The sequence below is a fragment of the Gammaproteobacteria bacterium genome (assembly GCA_029881255.1).
In the GTDB taxonomy this organism is placed as follows: domain Bacteria; phylum Pseudomonadota; class Gammaproteobacteria; order S012-40; family S012-40; genus JAOUMY01.
In genome coordinates this window covers 1,047,065-1,065,530 of record JAOUMY010000001.1, presented here as the reverse complement: position 1 = coordinate 1,065,530, position 18,466 = coordinate 1,047,065, and the positions used below count along the sequence as shown (strand labels likewise).

Sequence of the window (18,466 nt, the reverse complement as noted above, 5' to 3'; positions counted from 1 at the left end):
TATCTATCGAATCTTCAAGGTCGCCAAACCGAACAACACCAGAATCACCGTAATTATCCAAAATCGCACGATTATTCGCGGCTCCGGCCATCCTTTTAGTTCATAGTGATGATGGAGCGGCGCCATGCGAAAAACGCGTTTTCCCGTCATTTTGTAGGAGAGCACTTGAATCGCCACCGATAGTGTCTCCACGACAAACACGCCACCCATAATGAATAACACCAATTCCTGACGCACGATGATGGCGACCACACCGAGCGCCGCGCCTAAGGCCAGCGCGCCAATATCTCCCATAAACACTTGCGCGGGATAGGCGTTAAACCACAGAAAACCGAGACCTGCACCCACGATAGCGCCGCAGAAGATAGTCACTTCACCCGCGCCAGCGACGTAGGGAATCGTTAAATACTCAGCAAACTTGGAGTGACCTGCGACGTATGCAAATATTCCCAGCGCACCACCCACCAGTACCGTCGGCATGATCGCCAGGCCATCCAGTCCGTCAGTTAGGTTCACACCGTTGCTCGAACCAACAATAACGAAATAGGAAAAAATGACGAAGGTCACGAGCCCCATTTGAATCCCGAAATCTTTCATGAAGGGCACGATCAAGGTCGTCTCGACACTGGACGTTGCTGTAACGTACAAAAAGTACGCAGCGCCTAAGGCGCCCAGCGACTGCATGGAATACTTGTGTCTGGCACTCAGACCCTTAGGGTCTTTTTTGATGAGTTTTTTGTAGTCGTCGATATAACCAATTATTCCAAACAAAATGGTTACGCCGAGCACGACCCAGACATAACGATTACTCAGATCCGACCACAAAACAGTGCTCACCACCATCGCCACCAGTATCAATAATCCACCCATGGTTGGCGTGCCTGCCTTGGCAAGATGACTTTGTGGCCCATCGCTGCGAATCGGCTGTCCTTTTTTCTGCTTAAAGCTGAGACGGCGTATCATACGCGGACCGACAAGAAAGGCGATGACCAGCGCAGTTAACACACCCAGGATGGCACGCAGGGTGAGGTATTGAAAAACATTAAACCCCGAATGAAATTGCGCCAGATACTCTGTCAGTATTAACAGCACGATTTAAACCTCACTAGCGGATTTGAGTGAATTAACAATTTTTTCCATCTGCATTCCCCGAGAACCTTTGACCAGAACTTTTACATCGGCATCGAGAATTTCCTTCAGCGCCTTTGCCAGGTCGTCGTGCGTAGCAAAATGTTGGGCCCTGTCCCCGAAGGCCTTTACTGCCTGTACACTTTGTGGCCCATACGCGAACAATCTATCTACACCTTGCTGTTTGGCATATTCGCCTGCTTGAAAGTGAACTGTCGCCGTATCTTTCCCCACTTCAAGCATATCGCCCATGACCAGCACGTGTGTCCCAGGCAAGGCGACTAACACGTCAATTCCTGCATATAGTGAATTAGGATTGGCGTTATAGGTGTCATCGAATACCATGCAACCGTTTTCTGCCGTCATGGCTTTAAGCCGTCCCTTGACTGCCTGAAAACTGTTCAATGCCGTTCGAATGTCTTCGATAGACACGCCAAGAACATGTGCCGCTGCCGCTGCAGCCAATGCATTCATGACGTTGTGCCGACCAAATAAAGCTAGATTGACTTCCAGGCTCTGTTGAGCAATGTGCAGGCGAAAAGCAACTCCCTCATTGCTGTGCAACAAATCACTCGCGCGTACTTCCGCTGTCGTGTTCTCGATACCAAACCCGATGCGTTTACAATGGCGTGTAATGCCGAGCCAATAATCTGCGAAGTCATCGTCGCGATTAATTACAGCGACAGCTTTACTCGATAGGTTTTCAAAAATTTCACCTTTTGCCTTGGCTACGCCCTGTAGCGAACCAAAACCTTCAAGATGCGCCGCGCCGGCATTATTGAGTATCGCTACATCAGGACTCGCAATCGCGCTCAAATAAGCGATCTCGCCGGGATGATTTGCCCCCATTTCAAGCACTGCAAAGTCTTCATCCAACTGCAGGCGAAATAGTGTATGAGGCAATCCGATATCGTTATTAAAATTTCCTGCCGTCGCCAGAACTTTTCCACAGCGCGCTAGAATCGCGCTAAGCAATTCTTTAACAGTGGTCTTTCCATTGCTACCGGTCAATCCGATAACTGGCTTTTTAAATTTCTTGCGATGCGCGGCTGCCAGCGCACCCAGGGCGATACGTGTATCGTCAACTTTCAGTTGAGGAATCGAAACTACTGTTTCTCGACTGACGACTGCCGCCACCGCGCCTTGCTCTGCCGCTTTGCCAACATACTCGTGGCCATCAAAATTTTCGCCTGTAATGGCAAAAAACAAATCACCCGGCTTGATCGTGCGAGTGTCCGTACTCACGCCACTAAATTTTGCGTCATTAGCTGGCGCCTCACATCCCAGAACTTGAGCCGCAGATTGCAATGTCCATTCATTCAGCACTTGCATCAGGCTGCCACCCCCAATACGCGCTCAACCACTTCTTTATCACTAAAATGTCGCACTTCATCGCCGACGATCTGATAATCCTCGTGGCCCTTGCCGGCTATCAATACCATATCCTGCGTCGCGGCCTGTTGAATCGCCATCATAATCGCCTGCTCTCGGTCGTGTTCGACGCGAATAGCTCCAATATTTCTTATTCCAGACAAAATATCGTCCACGATTTGTTGGGCATTTTCACGACGGGGATTGTCATCCGTAACGATAACCCGATTGGCAAACGTCTCAGCAATCGCCCCCATCTGGGGACGTTTGCCACGATCGCGATTACCACCGCAGCCAAACACAACCCAAACCTCGCCCTGACAATGTTCACGCAAGGTAGCCAGAACGTTTTCGAGTGCGTCAGGCGTATGGGCGTAGTCAACAACAACGAGCGGTGCATTTTCGACCTGAAATGTTTCCATACGCCCAGGGGGCGCCTTGATCTCGGCAAGCAGATTCGCAGCCTGTTTGAATGAAACACCACTCACCAGCAGCGAACAGAGTACGGCTAATATATTTTGCGCATTAAATCGACCAAGCAAGCTGGATCGGATTTCGCCGCCCCCCCACGGTGACGTGACATCCATGACTATTCCTGTATGACCAAGCGATGCAATGCGCCCACTGACCAACTTATCAACCAGTTCAGACGAATCCAGTTCCAGGCTGTAGCCGACTCGCTCCACACCATCAGGTGTTTGCCTGCACAAGTTGCGACCAAAGGCGTCGTCGAGATTCAAAACGGCTGCAGTTAATTGGCTTTGCTTAAACAGCAGTGCTTTTGCCAAAGCATAGTTTTCCATTGTGCCGTGATAATCGAGATGGTCTCGACTGAGATTTGTCAGTACGGCTACATTAAATTCCACGCCATTCACTCGGCCCTGTTCAAGCCCGTGAGACGACACTTCCATTACCAGCTCGCTTGCCTGTTGTTGCGACATGTCGTAAATCGTTTGCTGTACAGCAACTGCACTTGGCGTGGTATGACCGGAATCATGAAGACTCCCCCACATACCTGAGCCCAAAGTGCCAATAACACCACATGGCCGTCCCAGTGACGTAAAACACTGCGCAAGGAATTGCGATACCGATGTTTTACCGTTTGTGCCGGTTATACCGAACACATTCAGCGCTTGCGAAGGCTGACCAAAGAAACGTGCCGCGATCAAACCAGCTTTTTGATTCAATCCGCGTACGGGAAATATCGGTAGATCATATTTCGCACGCAATTCAGAAATGGCTTTACTTTGCTCGCTGCCTTCATCGTCGACCGCAATTGCGATTGCCCCTTTCGCAATTGCCATATCGCAGAACTCAACACCATGTGTTGCGCCATTAGCACCACGGCACGCGAGAAAGATATCTCCACTTTTCACTGCACGACTGTCCATGGCGACGCCGGACACATCACAATCTTGAGCTTCCTCAATATGCGCAAAATCCGCCATAAGGCGGGACAGGGAAGTCGTCAATTTTCGCGCAGAAATCATAAATGTCTCCCTGCCTGTGTCATACGTAGTGGCTCGGTATACACATTATCCGGTGGCACATTCATAATCCGCAGCGCTTCAGACACTACGTTCGAAAAAATCGGCGCGGCAATTTTTCCTCCGTAATAGTCCCCATTGCCTGGATTATCGATGGTGACCACCACTGCCAATCTTGGTGAACTTGCAGGGGCGATTCCTGCAAAGGTTGCTAAATATTTGTCTTCTGTATAACCATCCGCACCCAACTTCTTTACCGTGCCGGTTTTACCCGCCACGCGATAGCCTTCAATCGCCGCTTTGTATGCCGTGCCTTCACGCGATACAACGCCTTCCATCATTTTCACCACATTGCGTGCGATACTTTCTTCTATGACGCGCTTTCCCTTTGGTGCTTCATTAACTTTTTCGTAGGAAATCGGCTTCATCACGCCGCCATTAGCAAGTACCGAATAGGCTTGCGCTAACTGCAGGGCAGTAACCGAAAGCCCATATCCATAGGATAGTGTCGCTTGCTCAACCCGATTCCAGGTACCGAAGAACGGCAACACACCGGCACTCTCACCAGGAAAGCCACTGGCAGTCAAATCACCAAAACCAAAATCAGACAAAGTTTCCCACATGGACTCCTTAGGTACACGCAAGGCGATCTGCGTTACGCCAACATTGCTGGATTTCTGAATGATTCCCGGCACATCAAGCATGCCGAAATTGCGCACATCTTTTATAGTGCTGTCATCGACACGCAGATAACCTGGCGAGGTATCGACCATCGTATCTGTTGCGATACTGCCGGCCTTCAATGCAGCAACGATAGTAAAAGGCTTAATGGTTGAACCCGGCTCGAACACGTCCACAACAGAGCGATTGCGATAATTTTCTGTCTGAAATTGCGAACGGTTATTGGGATTGAAGGCAGGCTGATTGACCTGCGCGATCACTTCACCGGTGACGGTGTCCAACATCACCAGACTTCCTGAGCTCGCGTTATTAGCAACGACCGCCTTCTTCAATTCACGGTAGGCAATGTATTGCAGACGTCGATCAATACTTAGATAAACATCATGGCCCGGACTCGCTGCCTTAATCATTTCCAGGGTACGTATGGTATTGGCCTGGTTATCGCGAATGACTCTGCGCTTGCCGGTACTTGCGGCGAGTCTTTCTTCGAAGGCCAACTCCAGGCCTTCCTGACCTTTATCATCGACATTAGTAAAGCCGATCAAATGTCCTGCGACTTCGCCTGAAGGATAATAACGGCGATACTCGGTTTGCAAATCTACGCCCGCGATCTTCAACGCGTCTATTTGATTGGCAAGATCGGGATCGATATGGCGCTTTAAATAAACGAATTCCTTATTGCTGCGTTTTTCTACTTGCCGTTTTAATTCGGCAACCGGCCGATTGAGCATTTCTGAGAGACGTGACCATTGTGCAGGCGTAGGCGCAAACTTTTCCGGGTTGGCCCAAACAGAGGCAACCGGCGTACTTACCGCTAGCGCCTCACCGTTGCGATCGAGAATCATGCCACGCGTTGCATTGATACTTTCCGTGCGCAAATGACGCATATCACCCTGGGTACGCAAAAAGTCGTTATTGAGCACCTGAATATTGAAGGCATGCCAGGAGAGATAAAGCGCGGACGCAAAAACAGCAGCAAATCCCAAGCGACGCCGCCAGACGAATTGATCCACCGTCTGCTGCTTCTTCATGGTCTCACCATTACGATTTCGTTTTGCTGCGGCAATACCATACCGAGCTCCTGTCTCGCCCTGTTTTCTATATAACTGTGTGTTGTAAAAGTGCTCTGTTCGAGTTGCAGACGACCCCACTCAACATTCAGGTCGTTTCGCTGACTCATCGTCTCCTGTAATTCTATAAACAGATTGCGATTAACATGCTTCGCATAAACCAGGGCCAGCGCCGACGACAAAACGCAGGCAACGACGATCATGTTTACCCATGTCGTCAATCCTTTCGTTTTAGATGTTGCCGTCGTCATTACAACTTCTCCGCAACGCGCATACGCGAACTTCTGGCGCGAGGATTGGTATTCAGCTCCTCGTCACCTGGTGTAAGCATTTTTCCGATTCGCTTTAATGACCGATGCATATCACTTTCGCGCACAGCCAAACCAGGCGGCACTTGTGGCCCCTGACTGTGCTTCTGCATAAATCGCTTTACCATGCGATCCTCCAGAGAGTGAAAACTGATTACAACAAGACGCCCACCGGGCGCCAGCGCCTCCAGCGCCTGTTCCAGCCCTCTCTCCAAATCCTCCAGCTCGCGGTTAATATGAATTCTTATTGCTTGAAATGTACGGGTTGCAGGGTGCTTACCTTTTTCCCATGCGGGATGTGCTGCCGCTACAATGTCCGCCAATTGTTTTGTTGTTTGAATACTCCGCTCTTCACGTGCTTTTACTATTGCCCTGGCGATTCGTTTTGCGTAACGCTCCTCGCCATAGCGTTTTATAATGTCAGCAAGTTCGGCTTCTTTTACTTTTTGTAGCCACTGCGCTGCGCCTATTCCTTCATCTGGATTCATGCGCATGTCCAGGGGACCATCGTGCCGAAAACTGAATCCGCGATGCGCTTCATCTAACTGCGGCGACGACACGCCAAGATCCAGCAATACGCCATTGACCTTGCCCTGCAATCCCCACTGCTGCACTCGCCCACCAAGTTCGGCAAAACTGCTTTGCACGATTACAAACCTACCATCTGCCTCCAGCACTTCCTGCGCAAACTTCAGGGCGTCCGGGTCCTTGTCCAGCGCATACAATCGGCCGCTTTCTCCCAGCCTTTTCAGTATTGCCCTGGCGTGACCGCCCCGACCAAACGTGCCATCGACATACGTTCCATCAGGAACTATGGCTAATGCATCAAGCGCCTCGTTTAACAGTACCGATAGATGTTTGCCTTCGCCCATGAAATCAGAACGACAGATTTTCCATGTTCGATGGTAGATTGCTTAAATCTATATCTTCATCCATCCAGGTATCGCGCTTTTCACTCCAAAGTGATTCGTCCCAAAGCTCAAACTTCGCGCCTTGGCCAATTAATACGACATGCTTGTCCAGTTCTGCGAATCCACGCAGAGGTGGCGGAATCAACAGGCGTCCGCTACCATCCATTTCAACATCAGTCGCGTGACCAACAATCAAACGTTTCAATTTTTTTGCTTGAGGATTCAGGCTGGGAAGGGCCGAGATTTCGGCTTCAATTCGATCCCATTCGGGCAAGGGGTAAATCATCAGACAATGGTCGAGATCAACCGTCACTATCAGCTGTCCGTCGCACATCTCCTGCAACTTCTGCCGATAGCGGCTAGGCATCACCATTCGACCTTTACTGTCGAGACTTAAAGAACTTACGCCGCGGAACAAATACGCTTCTCCAACACACTTTGTGCCACTTCATCCCACATTATTGCACAATATCCCACTTCGTTACACTATAGCCCCCGGTGCAAGTGCTTTCAAGGAAAACGACGAAAAATTGGCAACTTTTTCTCACAAACAACTCCTTCATACAGAAGGAGTTAGCGCGTACTATCGATACAAAAATGAATTTCTATAGGTCAATTGTTGCGGCACTATAGCAAGCTATTTTTTCCGGACTACTGCACCTTCGGACACAATCAACAGAAAAGTTAGTTGGCACCAACTAATTGAAAGGAGTTTTTGAAAAGATGTCGCACATGATTTATTTTTCCGTCTCCCACTTTTACACAAAGAGCTAAACAGGCATGAAAGCGCAAGAATTGAAGAAAGGCATGGTCATCCAGGTTGATGGGCAGAATATTCTGGTCAAGAACGTTACGGTGCAGTCACCGTCTTCCCGAAGCGGTAACACACTCTATAAGACACGCGGCCACAATATTGTGACCCGGCAAAAATATGAGCGCAGTTACAAGGGCGATGAACACATCGATCTTGTGGATTTCGCGCGCCGCCCGGTGCAATTATTGTTTCGCGACGCCGATGGCTGCACCTTTATGGACAATGAGTCGTATGAGCAATTTACCCTCGCGGAAGAAACGCTTTATGAAGAACTCCCTTTTATCGTCGATGGACTTGAAGGCATTTATGCCTTAATCGCCGACGACAATATCATCGGCATAGAATTACCCGCTACCGTCGTGATGCCGATAAGCGAATGCTCACCAGGCATCAAGGGCGCGTCCGCTTCCGCCCGCACCAAGCCCGCCACCATGCCTACCGGACTCGTAGTGCAAGTCCCGGAATATCTCGAACCTGGTGAAGTTATCAAGATCAACACCGAAAGCGGCGACTATATTTCCCGCGCATAAAAAAAAGCCCCGTTGTGAGACGGGGCTCCTTCTTACTTGGCCGCGGATAACTAGTTGTCGGAAACAAACATCTGTTTCGATGCGTCCTGATTTTCAGCGACACCACTCGATTGTTCGCTGTAGACAAATGCAGTTCTGCGATTGGCCTTCCATGCCTCTTCGCCACTCGCCTTCACTTTGGGCTGCTTTTCACCCAGGCTTTGAGTCACTAATTGCTCGGCACGCACGCCACGGGCAACCAAAGCTTCACGGATAGCATCGGCACGCTGCTGACCGAGCGACTGGTTATACTCATCGGAACCACGCTCATCAGCATGACCTACCAGTGTTAATGATTGATCAGCATGTTGGCTGAGAAAAGCCGCATGTTCATCAATCAGCGCTGCAAACTCGGCACTGATATCACTCGAATCATACTCAAAGCGTATCTCCCGTGATGAAGGCGGAACGACAGGCTCTGGTTCCGGTGCCACTTCCACCTGGGTTACCGCTGGCGCAGGTTCAGGCTCGGGCGCGACTGCTGCTTGCTCTACCACGATTTCAGCTGGCTTTTCTTCAACCACTACTGGCTCTGGCGTGGTTGCACACGCACTGAGGGCCAAAATAGCAACAACCAATATATATCGAATAAACGAAGAATTTTTCATGAGGATATAAACCTCCTTGTATGGATAGTATCTGGCCTGAGGATCCTGTCTAACAGATCCATCCACTATCCTATAGATCACCAGCTGTTGAAAACAACTGTCATTGAGTTGCGACACATGCATGGTTTTGCGGTGATTTTTCACGAAATTCGCTGAATGCGTTTCATATAAACACAAACAGCGTAGAACGTGAAATTCAATTATTTTAAAAAAAGAGTTGGCCGATAAGCCGGGTTCTGTCGCGGACAGTCATTCATCTGGGATGCATGTCACCATGCACCTCAAGCAACCTACCCGGGAACAGCGCGGGCCACGCCATTGTTCCCCTATTTGGTCTTGCTCCGAGTGGGGTTTACCATCGCCGCCGAGTGTTGCCACCGACGCGGTGCGCTCTTACCGCACCATTTCACCCTTACCTGCCGAGGCAGGCGGTATCCTTTCTGTTGCACTTTCCGTAGGCTCACGCCTCCCAGCCGTTAGCTGGCACTCTGCCCTGTGGAGCCCGGACTTTCCTCCATTGCCAAAGGCAACAGCGACTGTCTGGCCAACTCGGCGGCTATTATACCCTCGCAGGGGCAGTTCTGTGTCGATGGATTAGAGGTGGAGGGACGATTCTGTTATAACAGCGCAGTTTTGAGTTTTTCTGAGTTAGTAAGTGAGGTGATGTGATGAAGTGTCTGATTTTCCGGTGCTCTAAAAAAGAGGGAATGTATCTCTATGTCCCTCATCATGAGGATGAAGATCAGGCCGTCAGCACATTACCTGTAGGCCTTACCCAAATCACCGGTCGCCTGATCAAGGCCATGGATCTTGATATCACCCCAGATCGCAAATTGGCGCGCGCGAATAGCGGCGATGTGTTGCAAAGCCTGTCCGAGAAGGGTTTCTATCTGCAAATGCCACCGAATGACGAATTTCGTGCCGATGACAGCATGTTGAATAACTCGTCTGATGGGTTTTGAGTTTTTCTGACTTTTAGTTTTAGGGCGGGGTTGTCGCATTGTGACTGAGGCGTGGGTAGTAAATTGTCTTTGGTACGGCGTCGGATATTGAGGGCGTTTGTCTTGCAAAACACGCTGTGAACCCATCCATGGGAGCTCGACGGCCGCGTCCATGCGGCCGACGGTTTTGCAAGACAAACGCCCTCAATACCCTCCTTGCACCGCCAATTTACTACCCACGCCTCAGTCACAATGCTAGCTAGGTGGTGGCTTTGGAAAAACATTCTCAACACCAACAAAATTGTTTGGTTTAATTGAAACAAGAAGTTCCAGTTTGAACAGGCAAGCCGCATAGAAACCTAGTAGAAAATAATTCGTCCACCCAAATAGCTGAGTGTGGTCTAGACGCTTGGCGTTTTGATGTGCAAGGAGGGTGTTGTGGCGGGGCTTTTCGCAAAACCGACGGCCGCATGGACGCGGCCGTCGAGCGTACAGGGGTGAGTTTCGGTGTTCCCGAAACGAACGGGCACACACGGATGTGTGCCCTGGACTTTTCAGCGAAGCTGGAAAGGATTCACAGCGAGTTTTGCGAAAAGCCCCGCCACAATGCCTGACGCAGTCACATAAATCAAAACGCCAAGCGTCTAGACCACACTCAGCGGAAACCCCGGCAAAACAGCTCCCAACATTCAACCCTTAAGCCGTAACAACTCCTGATAAAGCTCATTCTTCTTGCGACCACTCAGCTTCGCTGCAATACCCGCCGCCTGTTTCACCGGTAACTCATCACCGAGCACCTGCAACAGATCTTCGAGCATGACATTTACCTCATCAGACGGTGCGTCTTTACAACCCTCCACCAACAACACCGCCTCACCTCGACTCTGATCATCATCCTCAGCCAAAAACTGTTGCATCTCCCCAACACTCGACTGATGAATGGTTTCATAAATCTTGGTGAGCTCGCGCGCCAACACCACACGCCGCTCAGCGCCAAACACCGAACACATATCGTCAACACACTCTTTCAAACGACGAGGCGACTCATAGAAAACCAGTGTGCCCGTTTCCCGTTGTAACTTTTTCAACTTCTCCTGTCGCGCATGAGACTTATGTGGAAGAAATCCCTCAAACACAAAACGATCTGAAGGCAAACCAGACGCACTCAAGGCCGCAATCACCGCACTCGGCCCGGGTATAGGCGAAACCCGTATACCACGGCGATGCGCCTCGCGAACTAAAACAAAACCGGGATCACTAATAAGAGGTGTACCTGCATCGGAAACGAGCGCACAACTCTGCCCCGATTCCAATATGTCACACACCTGTGCACTAATATCGGATTCATTATGCTCGTGCAATGCTTTCGTCGGCGTATCGATCGCAAAGTGAGTTAATAGTTTTCGCGTATGACGCGTGTCCTCCGCCCAGATCAAACCCACCTCTTTTAACACGGTGATCGCATGTGGGGACAAATCTTGCAAGTTGCCGATCGGGGTCGCGACGATATAGAGAATACCACTGGAATTTGACACTTAACCCCCTTATGACAATACTTTACATCCACCACACTAAGTATATGGCGAGAATAACTTTGGGTTTTCAACGACTGTTAGGCGCAACACTGGCGTTTGCCGTGATCATTTTCATGGCCTCATGTTCTTCCGGGCCTAGCAAGCCCACGGCTCCCGGCGCAATGAAACCCAAGATTGAAATCAAGGACCAGAATGACGTCAACGAAGATCAGGCGCAGGCCTTAGTTGAAAATGGGCAATTAGCCGAGGCTGCCCTGCTGTATAACAGCATTGCCGATACTAAGTCGAGTCCACATAGGGAACAACTCAAGTTCAAGGCCGTCAGATTAATGATAAACTCTGGCAACACCGCTCAGGCCACTCGTATTTTAATTGACATGGATATACAACCGGAACAAGCAGAATTTGCAGAAGCGGCTATTTTGCAGGCACGCATACGCGTCGTTGAACGCCAGGCAGACCCTGCGCTATTTATACTTGGTTCGATAGAAGAGAAAACGCCTACTGAATTGCTGGTGGAATTTCTGCAAACACGTATTTCTGCGCTGAAACTAAAGCAGAATTATACAGAAGCGGCGATTCAACACATGAATCTGCACAATTTACTGACTACCGACGAACAACGTCAGGCAAATGAGCAAGCGATAATTGAAAACCTTGCACTACTGCCAGCTAAAGAACTTCGCGAGCTGATGGACAAAACGCCGTCGGTTGTTGGCAAGGGCTGGATGCAGCTAAGCTTGCATTTACAGGAAACAAAAGACCCGTTGCGCTTATCAGGCGTTATTAGAAACTGGCGTATACGTTATAGCAACCACCCAGCCAGTGAGACCTTACTGGCGGGTCTGGCGCCGCCAGTAGATAATACTCCTCCCAATCTCAGCCATATTGCGATTTTATTGCCTACCGAGGGCCCGTTTGCCAGCGCTGCGCAAGCGATTCGCGACGGGTTTCTGTCGGCTTTTTATCACGCGAAAGACACGAATGACAAACCAGTCATCAGCCTCCACAACACTGCCGGTACTAAACCCATACAAGAGCTTTACAACGAAGCCGTCGCAGGTGGTGCGACGATAGTTGTCGGCCCTCTCGACAAGAAGAACATTACCGAGCTAGCTGCAAACGCGCAGCTATCCATACCCGTTCTTGCTCTCAATCACGTTGAGGATGAAAACTTTTTTGCGCCAAATCTCTACCAGTTTGGCCTATCACCGGAAGACGAGGCCACGCAGGTGGCACAACGCGCGTGGTTCGATGGCCATAACGAGGCCGCCATCATTGTTCCAGAAGGTTCATGGGGCGACCGTGTTGTCATCGCATTTCGCCAACGCTGGGAGCAACTTGGCGGTGTGGTTGTGACCGAGGAACGTTACCCTTCGAAGAATAATGATTTTTCAACATCTATTACCAAGATGTTGAACATAGATCAAAGCGAACAGCGCAAAAAAAATCTCTCGGGATTACTCGGCGCAAAACTGGCCTTCGAAGCACGACGCAGACAGGATATCGACTTTATATTCATGGGCGCATTTCCAAGACAGGCACGCTTGATACCGCCGCAATTGAAGTTCTTTAACGCGGGTGATCTGCCAATCTATACAACCTCTCATGCCTTCAGCGGTAAAATTGATCGCGGCGCTGATCGCGATATGAATGGGGTTTTGATTGGTGATATGCCATGGACGTTGGTCGGCAACAACGCTTCGCCTGTACGCGGTGAAGTTTATCGAACCTTCAGGAAAAACGCCCAGCAACTTGGCCGTCTCTACGCCCTCGGCGTAGATGCTTATAATGTTTTGTACTACATCAACTGGTTACGCGGAAACACCAGTGCGCGACTCAATGGTGCAACCGGAATTATCCACATGGCACTGAATAACCGGCTGGAACGAGACCTGACGTGGGCACGTTTTACCAGCGGAAAACCAGAAGTATTAGCACTTACTCCGACCCTATCCAGCTTTTAGGCCTATGTCCCGCTCCACTGGCGAGAAGTTTGAACGCATGGCGGAGACCTATCTGCAAAATCAGGGGCTAGACGTCATAACACGGAACTATTTCTGCAAGATGGGTGAAATTGATCTAGTCTGCCGTCATCAGGAAACTCTTGTCTTTGTCGAGGTCAAATACCGTAGTACGCCATCACACGGGGAATCGGTTGCGCAGGTAAGTTATTCAAAACAGCGCAAATTAATACGTACGGCTGTTAACTATGCACAGGTGCACGGCCTATACGATAAGATCCCGATGCGATTCGATGTGGTTGCGATTCAACCCAATGAGGAGCAGTTTGAGATACAATGGCTCAAAAACGCGATTACAGCAGACGGTTTTTAGAATACATGTTCACTAAAAGACATTTTTTCCTTATCGCTTTGGTAGCACAGCTGGGTTTGAGTGGGTGCACACCCTTTCTCGTGGCAGGCACCGTAGCAGGTGCGGGCGTTACCGTAGTCAACGACCGGCGCCCCCTGGAAAGCATTATTGAAGACGAGATCGTCGAACTCCGAGCCACCGATGCCATTTACTCCGACAAGGTAATTGGCAAGCATGTCCGCATCAATATCACCAGCTTTAACGGCATTGTGCTTTTAACCGGCGAAGCACCAAGTGCTGATATGCGCGTCCACGCGGGAAATGTCGTCTACTCCATGCGTAATGTGCGGGAAATATACAATGAAGTGCAAATCAAAAAGCCAATCAGCGTTGAACAACGCGCAGCGGATACATGGCTAAACGCCAAAGTGAAAAGTATTTTAATTGCCAATCGCGGCTTGCTCACTCGTGCGCGGGTGGTAACGTCCGATGGAGTTGTTTATTTAATGGGACTAGTCTCTCCCGAAGAAGCCGACCAGATCAAAGATAAAGTAAATAAGATTAAAGGCATTACGTCTACCGTTGCGCTGTTTGAGCCTCTTCCGTCGGATATCAGTGATGTGTTGCGAAACTCGTCCAAGTCGATAAGACAGGCCAATACGACTCCGTCTGACGGAGATGTACGCACATCAGATGACAAGGAACTAACCGTCATTCCCTTTAAGGAACAGACCCCAATACAGCTCACCGATGGCGAAAACACCTCTGCCAAATAATTTTCTATCCAGACTTGCGGAATTGTTTGGCAACGAAAAACTATTAACCAGTCCCGAAGACTGCTGGGCTTACGGGTTCGACAATAGCCGTCGTCACGCCTTGCCCGATGCCGTGGTGTTCGCTCAAAACAGTGAGCAGATACAACAACTCGTTCTTCTCTGCAATGAATTCACTATTCCACTTATTCCTCGTGGACGAGGGACTGGCACCACCGGAGCCACCGTGCCCATAAGCGGTGGTGTAGTCTTATCCCTGGAACAGATGGACAGTATCATTAGTGTGGATCGGGATAATCGCGTAGCGACTGTTCAACCTGGCGTAACCAATGACGCACTGCAAAAAGCCGCGTCAGCTGAAGGTTTTTTTTGGCCGCCAGACCCCACCAGTAGCGCGTTTTGCACAATAGGTGGCAACCTCGCCTACAACTCGGCCGGGCCACGCGCCGTAAAATACGGCACACCGCGGGAAAATACTCTGGGCTTACGAGCGATCACTGGTAGCGGCAAAGCCATCAAGACCGGGACATATACAACCAAGGGTGTCGTCGGCTATGACTTAACCCGTCTTTTGATAGGCTCAGAAGGACAACTGGCAATCATCACGGAAGCCACTTTAAAGTTGACGCCTCTAGCTGAAACAAGACGCGTCATGCAAGCGCTATATTCCGACATGCACAGCGCAGCGCGTGCTGTATCTTCAATAATGGCGCAGCCAATTACACCTTGCGCTCTCGAATTCATCGATGGCGCTGCCATCGACATGATACGCCACTATTCAAACGCGGATTTGCCTGCAGATGCCGGTGCAATGTTGATGATAGAAGTGGACGGGCCTATCGCCGGTATCGACGACGCTGTGAATCAGGTAAAAAATTCTGCATCCAATTCAGGATTAATGTCACTCACCATCGCAAACACACAAGAACAGGAAGCTGCCTTGTGGAGAACGCGTAAAGCACTTTCCCCCGCATTGCGCAAAGTGGCACCAAAGAAAATCAATGAAGATGTCGTTGTACCTGTTTCGCGAATTCCTGATCTGATCGAAGGCCTCGAATCACTTAGCGGGATATACGACGTCAAAATCGTTAACTTCGGTCATGCCGGAAACGGCAATATCCATGTCAATCTCCTGGTTGATCCCGATGATCCTCAGCAAATGCGTAATGCTGAAAAGTGCCTTGATGCGGTCTTCGCCCTTGTGCTGCAACTTAATGGCAGCCTTTCAGGGGAACACGGCGTCGGTCTGGAAAAACGCGACTTTGTAGATAGAGAACTGGAGCCAAATGCACTAGCATTAATGCATGACATCAAAAAACTATTCGACCCCAAGAACATACTCAATCCTGGTAAAACCTTGCCGCAACCATCGACAAACGACAAATAGAACATTCCTCATACAGCTACAGCTAAGCACTCACTCGCGGCAAATTTCCCAGAGAACAAGTTGACTTTCCCTCGGACACGTATATATTTTCAGTAAGCTTATGGACAAAATTAAAATGGATTATAGACGGCAATGTATGAGACGCATGAAAGCCTATTAAGTAACCCCACTCCTACTCCTCAAAAGCAAAACCGCGAACTATCTTATAAACCTGATATTAATCAAGGTAAACCACTGATACTTTGTGTTGGCCGTGCAAACGACATAGCATTTTTAACAAGCAAGGCCTTTGCAGATGCGTTTTCTGTTGTCTTTTGCGCAAATATTGAAACAGCGATTCGTACCATGGAGATCGCCAGGCCTGATATTGTCGTTATATATGTCGAAGATTCACTAGATTCAAATATCGAAGCCATGCATGTGCTTTCCAGTATGATAGACATGCAACACACCCCCGTCATCACGTTTTCCGGCGACGCTAAAACAGATTTCGCCGCAAGTTACAAAGCCGGTTTTATCGAGTGCGTAACAATTCCTGCCAATGAACATCAATTAATTGCGAAGCTGTTGAGCATATACAAGCTTACTCATCGCCCAGTTGACGAGCAGGCATTGATTTCTGCTTTGCAAGACACAACCGTCATCTTGAAAAAGGAACTGGAACAGAAAGAAAGCACCCTGGAAAGAATAAATTCTAACTTTCGGTTTGAATTATTGAAACGACGAGAATTAGAGCAAGTGCACGCGGTTATCAATAGAAGTCTCATGATGGTTAGCGCGGGAAACCATGCACTAACAGGCGCCCGTTCCGAGGAGGAGTTGTGCCAGGCCATATGCGATATACTTGTGGAGCAGAAACATTATCGGCAGGTATGGGTTGGTTTAATCACCGACAGCAGCGACAACAAACTCCAGATAATCGCACATGCCGGGAAAGAACAAAATTACGAAACTCATATTGCTCTTAATTGTTCCGATCATAGATTTAATTGCGCCAGTGTCAGCAAGGCTATCGATAATGGAATTACGCTCATTAACAATAACATTCCCAATAAACTTGCATGCAAAACCTGCTGGCCAGATGCAAAGACCTTACAATTCAATTCGACTATTTCACTTCCACTCAAAGTGGGAGATACAAGCCTTGGCGTCATAAATATCTATAGCGAGACAGGCAGCAACGCAAGTTATGACGAAATACAAATGCTAGAGGAATTGGCCAACGATCTTTCCTATGGCATTGACTCGCTAAGAGTACGCAATGAACGAGACGAACTCATCGAAGAACTACAGGATATTAATCAGCAGCTAGAACAAAAAGTCACAGAACGAACACACAACCTGGAGATCGCCAACCAACGCCTACTGGAATTGGACAAGCTAAAATCTTTGTTTATCGCTTCGATGTCACACGAATTGAGAACGCCATTAAACTCTATCATCGGATTTACCGGCATTATTTTGCAAGGCATGTCCGGCGATCTAAACAACAAACAACAATCACAATTGGAGCGCGTTAATAATTCAGCGCGACATCTATTGGAATTAATTGTCAATGTCATCGACATAGCCAAGTTGGAGGGGCATCGTATCGACGTTTACCCTCAGGAGTGTCGATTGAAGAACATTATCGAAGACGTACTTAGCAGTCAGATGGAAAATATCACCAAGAAAGGACTGCGTCTGGAGATAAACAATCTTTCCGATGTCACACTATACTCTGACAATAAACGGCTTTCACAGGCAATTTCCAATATCGTTTCCAATGCCGTCAAATATACAGAAAATGGACGCATAGCGATCGACGTACACAGCGGTAACCGCTTTACAAGAATTAGCGTAACTGATACGGGAATAGGAATTCCAAAGGATCAGATTGAAGAATGTTTCGAGGCATTCGAACGACTTTCCTCACACCTTAAAGTTAAAGCTGGAGGAACAGGGCTAGGCTTGTATCTTACTCGAAAACTGGTAACAGAAATTCTCGGTGGTTGTATCGAAGTAAACAGTGTTCCCGGCGAAGGGAGCTGCTTTTCGCTATTGATCAGTAATGACATAAGGGAGCTCCACCCTGACATCAAGGAAGCAATATGAAAACCGCCCTGGTTATAGAAGACAATGCAAACAATATGGAACTGATTACTTTTATTCTTGAACGCCATGGTTTTCAAACTCACCGCGCCACTCAAGGCATGGACGGCGTTGAGTCCTTTATGACAACGACACCGGACTTGGTTTTGCTAGATATACAGCTACCGGACATTGATGGAATAGAAGTACTCAGAATATTGAGAAGCCTGGAAGGCACGCCGAATACGCCTATCATCGCCGTATCGTCTTACGCCTTATCGGGAGAACACAGAAGATTAATTGAGGCCGGATGTAGTGGCTACATAGAAAAGCCCATAGACCCGTCGACCTTTATGGGTAAAATTAATGGTGTAGTAAACAACCTGGCAACAACATAACTATTACACACTAACACTTGGGAACTCAAAGCAGATGGATTGTCGACTGATTTGAGGTATTTATATATACAAAAAATGGAGCAACCGTTCTGGAGGAAA

Annotated in this window: 17 protein-coding genes and 1 other RNA gene; 8 read left to right on the top strand and 10 right to left on the bottom strand. The window is 48.9% G+C overall.

What is annotated here, in order from left to right; genetic code table 11:
• Window positions 1–3 precede the first annotated feature (3 nt).
• From mraY to mraZ, 7 genes are read right to left on the bottom strand one after another with little or no spacing between them, the layout of a single operon-like run.
• Complete coding sequence (gene mraY / locus OEZ43_04945) at window positions 4–1,092, bottom strand: phospho-N-acetylmuramoyl-pentapeptide-transferase (protein MDH5544916.1); 1,089 nt, start codon at window positions 1,090–1,092, stop codon at window positions 4–6.
• A 3-nt stretch (window positions 1,093–1,095) separates the two neighbouring features.
• Window positions 1,096–2,460: a UDP-N-acetylmuramoyl-tripeptide--D-alanyl-D-alanine ligase gene (locus OEZ43_04940; protein ID MDH5544915.1), complete on the bottom strand. Its 1,365-nt coding sequence runs from the start codon at window positions 2,458–2,460 to the stop codon at window positions 1,096–1,098.
• Window positions 2,460–3,989, bottom strand: coding sequence for a UDP-N-acetylmuramoyl-L-alanyl-D-glutamate--2,6-diaminopimelate ligase (locus tag OEZ43_04935; protein ID MDH5544914.1), 1,530 nt, complete (start codon window positions 3,987–3,989; stop codon window positions 2,460–2,462). Before OEZ43_04935 ends, OEZ43_04940 begins: the two co-directional genes overlap by 1 nt.
• Window positions 3,986–5,698 (bottom strand): penicillin-binding transpeptidase domain-containing protein, encoded by a 1,713-nt coding sequence (locus OEZ43_04930; protein ID MDH5544913.1) that lies wholly within the window; start codon window positions 5,696–5,698, stop codon window positions 3,986–3,988. Before OEZ43_04930 ends, OEZ43_04935 begins: the two co-directional genes overlap by 4 nt.
• Window positions 5,695–5,988 (bottom strand): cell division protein FtsL, encoded by a 294-nt coding sequence (gene ftsL, locus OEZ43_04925; GenBank protein ID MDH5544912.1) that lies wholly within the window; start codon window positions 5,986–5,988, stop codon window positions 5,695–5,697. Before ftsL ends, OEZ43_04930 begins: the two co-directional genes overlap by 4 nt.
• Window positions 5,988–6,917, bottom strand: coding sequence for a 16S rRNA (cytosine(1402)-N(4))-methyltransferase RsmH (gene rsmH, locus OEZ43_04920; GenBank protein ID MDH5544911.1), 930 nt, complete (start codon window positions 6,915–6,917; stop codon window positions 5,988–5,990). The genes ftsL and rsmH overlap by 1 nt, the downstream gene beginning before the upstream one ends.
• A gap of 4 nt (window positions 6,918–6,921) precedes the next feature.
• Window positions 6,922–7,374: a division/cell wall cluster transcriptional repressor MraZ gene (mraZ, locus tag OEZ43_04915; GenBank protein ID MDH5544910.1), complete on the bottom strand. Its 453-nt coding sequence runs from the start codon at window positions 7,372–7,374 to the stop codon at window positions 6,922–6,924.
• A 362-nt stretch (window positions 7,375–7,736) separates the two neighbouring features.
• On the opposite strand from mraZ, the gene yeiP reads away from it, so the two are divergent.
• Window positions 7,737–8,300, top strand: a complete 564-nt coding sequence (yeiP, locus tag OEZ43_04910; GenBank protein ID MDH5544909.1) for an elongation factor P-like protein YeiP — start codon at window positions 7,737–7,739, stop codon at window positions 8,298–8,300.
• Window positions 8,301–8,350: 50 nt separating this feature from the next.
• Here yeiP and OEZ43_04905 read toward each other — a convergent pair whose 3' ends face one another.
• Entirely contained in the window at window positions 8,351–8,947 is a 597-nt protein-coding gene (locus OEZ43_04905) for an OmpA family protein (GenBank protein MDH5544908.1), read from the bottom strand.
• A 209-nt stretch (window positions 8,948–9,156) separates the two neighbouring features.
• An RNA gene (gene rnpB, locus OEZ43_04900) (RNase P RNA component class A) lies at window positions 9,157–9,499 on the bottom strand.
• Between the two features lie 116 nt (window positions 9,500–9,615).
• On the opposite strand from rnpB, the gene OEZ43_04895 reads away from it, so the two are divergent.
• On the top strand, window positions 9,616–9,909 hold the full coding sequence (locus OEZ43_04895) for a YcgL domain-containing protein (GenBank protein ID MDH5544907.1): 294 nt from the start codon (window positions 9,616–9,618) through the stop codon (window positions 9,907–9,909).
• Window positions 9,910–10,577: 668 nt separating this feature from the next.
• Here the strand turns inward: OEZ43_04895 and rsmI are convergent.
• Window positions 10,578–11,423: a 16S rRNA (cytidine(1402)-2'-O)-methyltransferase gene (gene rsmI / locus OEZ43_04890; GenBank protein MDH5544906.1), complete on the bottom strand. Its 846-nt coding sequence runs from the start codon at window positions 11,421–11,423 to the stop codon at window positions 10,578–10,580.
• A 44-nt stretch (window positions 11,424–11,467) separates the two neighbouring features.
• Here rsmI and OEZ43_04885 point away from each other — a divergent pair, with 44 nt between their 5' ends.
• The 6 genes from OEZ43_04885 (at window position 11,468) to OEZ43_04860 (ending at window position 18,367) form a co-directional block, all read left to right on the top strand.
• Window positions 11,468–13,390: a penicillin-binding protein activator gene (locus tag OEZ43_04885; GenBank protein MDH5544905.1), complete on the top strand. Its 1,923-nt coding sequence runs from the start codon at window positions 11,468–11,470 to the stop codon at window positions 13,388–13,390.
• 4 nt (window positions 13,391–13,394) lie between these two features.
• Window positions 13,395–13,760, top strand: a complete 366-nt coding sequence (locus OEZ43_04880) for a YraN family protein (GenBank protein ID MDH5544904.1) — start codon at window positions 13,395–13,397, stop codon at window positions 13,758–13,760.
• Between the two features lie 80 nt (window positions 13,761–13,840).
• A complete protein-coding gene (locus OEZ43_04875) occupies window positions 13,841–14,515 on the top strand; it encodes a BON domain-containing protein (GenBank protein ID MDH5544903.1) in 675 nt (224 codons plus the stop codon).
• Window positions 14,490–15,899, top strand: coding sequence for an FAD-binding protein (locus OEZ43_04870; protein ID MDH5544902.1), 1,410 nt, complete (start codon window positions 14,490–14,492; stop codon window positions 15,897–15,899). Before OEZ43_04875 ends, OEZ43_04870 begins: the two co-directional genes overlap by 26 nt.
• A 132-nt stretch (window positions 15,900–16,031) precedes the next feature.
• The gene (locus OEZ43_04865) at window positions 16,032–17,993 is read left to right on the top strand and encodes a GAF domain-containing sensor histidine kinase (protein ID MDH5544901.1); all 1,962 of its coding nucleotides are present in this window, start codon (window positions 16,032–16,034) and stop codon (window positions 17,991–17,993) included.
• Window positions 17,990–18,367, top strand: coding sequence for a response regulator (locus tag OEZ43_04860; GenBank protein ID MDH5544900.1), 378 nt, complete (start codon window positions 17,990–17,992; stop codon window positions 18,365–18,367). The genes OEZ43_04865 and OEZ43_04860 overlap by 4 nt, the downstream gene beginning before the upstream one ends.
• The last annotated feature ends 99 nt before the right edge of the window (window positions 18,368–18,466 follow it).